The following is a 4,005-nucleotide window of genomic DNA, read 5'->3' as shown; positions in this document are numbered from 1 at the left end:
GGTCGAGGTCGGCTACAAGCAATCGTTCTGGGAGGGACGCGGCGAGTTCACGCTGGCGGGCTATCGCATCAAGAAGGACAACCTCCTCACCGTCGACCCGAACCGGCCGACCGTGGCCGTGCAGGTCGGCAGCCAGTCCGCGCAGGGTGTTGAGGCCTTCCTGTCGCTGGGGCTGTGGGAGAACTGGCGCGCGGAGGCCAACCTCGCCCTGTTGCACGCGCAATACGACGACTTTCAGCAATCGGTGGGCGGGGTCGCGGTCAACTTCGCCGGCAACCAGCCCCAGAACGTGCCGGAGAAGGTCGCCAATCTCTGGCTGACCTGGGCGTTCGCGCCGCGCTGGGAGGCGCGGGCGGGGGTGCAGATCGTCGGCGAGACGTTTGGCGACTTCGCCAACACGGCCAAGCGCCCGAGCTACACGCTCGTCAACGGCGGGCTTGACTACCAAGTCACGCCGACTTCCCGCTTCAGCGTGCGGGTCTACAACCTGCTCGACGAGGTCTACCCAATCACCGGCAGTTCCACGATGTGGCTGCTGGGGCGACCCCGTTCCTTCGAGGTCGCCTACAGCACGGCGTTCTGAGCCGTGCGCGGCAAGATCGTCAAACGCCTGAAGCGATGGCTGCATCTTGGCCACCGCTGGCTCGGCATCGTCACCTGCCTGCTGTTCGCAACCTGGTTCGTGTCGGGTCTGGTGATGATGTACGTCGGCTTTCCATCGCTCACGGAGGTCGAGCGCCGCGGCGGTATGCCGACCTTGGCCTGGGACCTCGTTCGGGTTGCCCCATCCCGTGCCCTCGGCCTTGCAGGCCAGTCACGCTACCCGCAGGAGTTTCGCCTGAGCATGCTGGCGGACGAACCGGTGTACCGGATCCGCGGTTGGGACGGCGGCCGCCGGACCGTCTCGGCCGCAGATGGACGGTCGATCGACCACGTGACATCAAACGTGGCGCTCGACATCGCTCGCCGACACCCCCTCGCGGTGCGGCCGCGCTTCCTCGCCGAGGTCGACCGGGACCAATGGTCGGTCACGGCGCGCTACGATGCCCATCGGCCGTTCACCTGATCGCCCTCGACGACGAGGCCGGCACGCACCTTTACGTCTCGTCCCGGACCGGTGAGGTGGTTCTCGACACGGACCGGCGCGAGCGCTTCTGGAATTGGTTCGGCGCGATCCCCCATTGGATCTACCTGACGCCGCTGCGGGCACAGACCGAGTTGTGGCGGAACGTGGTGATCTGGGTCTCGGGCGCCGCCGTCCTGGTCGCGTTCAGCGGGCTCTGGATCGGCATCCTGCGCCTGCGGCCGAGGCGCCGTTACCGATTCGGAGCCGTGACGCCCTATCGCGGCTGGGCGGCGCTGCATCACGTCGCCGGCATCGTCGGCGGCCTGACGCTGTTCACCTTCATCGCCAGCGGCTGGCTTTCCATGAACCCCAACCGCTGGTTCGGTCCGCGATCCCCCTCCCAGGAGATGCTTGAGCGTTATGCCGGCACCACCGATCCCGGCATCGAGGTCGACCTGGAGGCGACCCGCCTTGCAGCGCGTGACGGCGCGGTCGAGGTGCGCTTCCTCTGGCTGGCCGGGCGAGGACATGCCGCCACCATTACGAGGGATGAGCGAACGAAGGGGTGCTGCGGGGCCGATGACCCGCCCGCTCCCTCGCTTGCGTGGGTCTCGGAGGCCGCCCGTCGCCTCATCCCGGACGCGAGCCTGACCGGGCTCCAGATACTCCGGGAGGAGGACGGCTACTGGTACAGCCACCATCATCCACGCGCCGTCCCGGTCCTGCGCGCGCGGTTCGACGATCCCTCCGGGACCTGGTTCCATATCGACCCGGCGACGGGCGAGATCCTGGGTCGCCTGGACCGGTCGGCCCGAACCTACCGCTGGGCGTTCAACGGCCTTCACAGCTTCGATCTGCAGCCGCTGCTGAGATACCAGCCGGCTTGGGACGTCCTGATGTGGCTCCTGTCGGGCACCGGACTCGCGGTCGCGCTGTCGGGGGTGGTGATGGGGTGGCGACGCATCGGCCGCCCGCGTCGCCGCGCAGTCCGCCAAAGCCCATGACTGGATGCTTTCCAACGCTGTGGGCGATGGCCTGCCTCATGTGCGGAGCGGCACCGAAGTCCGGCGCAAAATCAGCATTGATGGTGCCAAGAAGAAGCGTGTTCGCGTTACGGGGGAAGTCTTCAGCTTCCGTTCAAGTACGAGCTCCCATTCTTAGCTCAAGCGAAATCCGAAAGGCAGAACGATGAAAGCGCGTCTTGCAGCATTGATGACGGCTACCTTGATCCTGGTGCCAGGGGCCGCCTTCGCCCAGCATTTCGGTAGCCACCACGGTGGTCACGGTGGCCGGCACGTCGAACGGCATCATGGTCACCACGGCCACCATGGTCACGTGGTCCGACGCCATCACCATCATCATGACGACTACGGCTACCGCCCCGTCTACGTCGAGCGCGGCTACCACCATCACCACTATCACGACGACTACTGAGCCGCGTTCGTCCGGCGGCCCCCCTCCCCTGGCGGCTCGCGCGTTGCCTTCGTGGAAACCGCGGATTGCCTTGCGATGCGAACCCGAAGCCTGTCGGGCCTTCCGCGTTGCACGGTCGTCGACTCCGATATGGGACGATGCGAGTGATCCCAAGTCGAACCCCGCCACTCAGCCGGCGGGGTTCTTCTTTTTTAAAAGACCCTGTGCCGCCCTCCTCACTCGGCGCAGCACGAGAGCTTCGTCGGATCCCTGTAGCGGGCGATGGCGGCGATCTTCAGCGCCTCGGCCATCGTCGGGTAGACGTGCAGCTGGCCGATGAAATCGTGCAGCGTGGCTCGGAAGCGCATTCCCATGGCCGCCTCGTGGATGACCTCGGGCGACCCGGCGCCGACCATGGAGACGCCGAGCACCGCCTCGCTGTCGGTGTCGGCCACCATCTTGACCAGCCCGCGCGTGTCGCGGATCGCGCCAGCACGCGGCACCAGCTCCATCGGTATCGTCGCACACCAGCAGCGGTGGCCGGCCGCCAGGGCCTCGGCTTCCGTCATGCCGACGATGCCGATCGGCGGGTCGGTGAAGATCGCACGCGGAATCACGCGCCCGTCGAAGGCGCGCGGGTTGTTGCCGTCGAGCGCGTTGTAAGCCGCGATCCCACCCTGACGCGCGCCCACCGGCGTTGCCATCTGACTGTCGTGGAGACGCCCGATGACGTCACCGGCCGCGTAGATGTGCGGTACGCTCGTCCGCAACTGCGGATCGACGGACACCTCTTCCTGAGCATTCACGGCGACGCCAGCCGCCTGAAGGCCGATCCCGTCGGAGTTAGGGCGACGGCCGGTCGCGATTAGCAGCCTCTCCGCGTGGAAAGTGCGCCGGCCTTCGCCGACGCGCACGTCGGCGACCACGCCCGCGCCGTCGGACCTGACCGTCTCGACCGACGCATGCGGCACGATCGAGATCCCTTCATCGGCGAAGACCCGCCCGATCGCCTGGCCGACCTGCGGCTCATAGCCATGCGCCAGCACCTGGGCGCTGCGCTCAAGGATCGTCACCTCGGTCCCGAACCGGGCGAACATCTGCCCGAGTTCGAGCGCGATGTAGCCGCCGCCGACGATGAGGAGCGAGGCCGGCAGGTCCTTGAGCTCCGACGCCTCGCCGTGGGTCAGGAGGTCGCTCGTGAGGAAAGGCACCCGGTCCAGGCCCGGGATATCCGGGATGACGGGCCGCGAGCCGGTGGCGATGAGGAATCGCTCCCCGGTCAGCCGCGTGGCGCCGACCTCGACAGTGTTCGCGTCCAGGAAGCGAGAGGAGCCCTCCCGTATCGAGATTAGACCGCCGACCAGACTGTCGTACTTCTTGGCGCGGTAATCGCGAATCACCTCGTCCTTTTGGGCGATGAGCTCGGCGAAATCGACCTTCATCCCTGGTCCGCAGGCCTCAAGACCCGGGTAGCGCGGATTCCTGGCGTCGAAGACCAACTTCGCCGCCAGGAATCCGCGCTACCC

The 4,005-nt window shown here is 67.0% G+C and carries 5 protein-coding genes; 3 read left to right on the top strand and 2 right to left on the bottom strand.

Translation table 11 applies throughout. The annotated features are described in order from the left end of the window. From MFF55_RS26410 to MFF55_RS26405, 3 genes are all read left to right on the top strand, one after another. A partial coding sequence (locus tag MFF55_RS26410; protein WP_238247203.1) for a TonB-dependent receptor domain-containing protein occupies positions 1-583 on the top strand: 583 nt, incomplete at its 5' end. A 3-nt stretch (positions 584-586) separates the two neighbouring features. Then, positions 587-1,066 (top strand): hypothetical protein, encoded by a 480-nt coding sequence (locus MFF55_RS27020; protein WP_306421483.1) that lies wholly within the window; start codon positions 587-589, stop codon positions 1,064-1,066. After that, complete coding sequence (locus tag MFF55_RS26405) at positions 1,021-2,070, top strand: PepSY-associated transmembrane domain-containing protein (protein ID WP_306421482.1); 1,050 nt, start codon at positions 1,021-1,023, stop codon at positions 2,068-2,070. The genes MFF55_RS27020 and MFF55_RS26405 overlap by 46 nt, the downstream gene beginning before the upstream one ends. Before the next feature lie 133 nt (positions 2,071-2,203). Here the strand turns inward: MFF55_RS26405 and MFF55_RS26400 are convergent, their stop codons facing one another. Next, positions 2,204-2,476: a hypothetical protein gene (locus MFF55_RS26400; protein WP_238247201.1), complete on the bottom strand. Its 273-nt coding sequence runs from the start codon at positions 2,474-2,476 to the stop codon at positions 2,204-2,206. A gap of 239 nt (positions 2,477-2,715) precedes the next feature. Continuing rightward, complete coding sequence (locus MFF55_RS26395; RefSeq protein ID WP_238247199.1) at positions 2,716-3,921, bottom strand: dihydrolipoyl dehydrogenase family protein; 1,206 nt, start codon at positions 3,919-3,921, stop codon at positions 2,716-2,718. Positions 3,922-4,005: the final 84 nt, after the last annotated feature.

This window comes from Methylobacterium iners (genome assembly GCF_022179305.1).
In the GTDB taxonomy this organism is placed as follows: Bacteria; Pseudomonadota; Alphaproteobacteria; order Rhizobiales; family Beijerinckiaceae; genus Methylobacterium; species Methylobacterium iners.
This window is presented reverse-complemented; position numbering and strand designations above follow the sequence as displayed.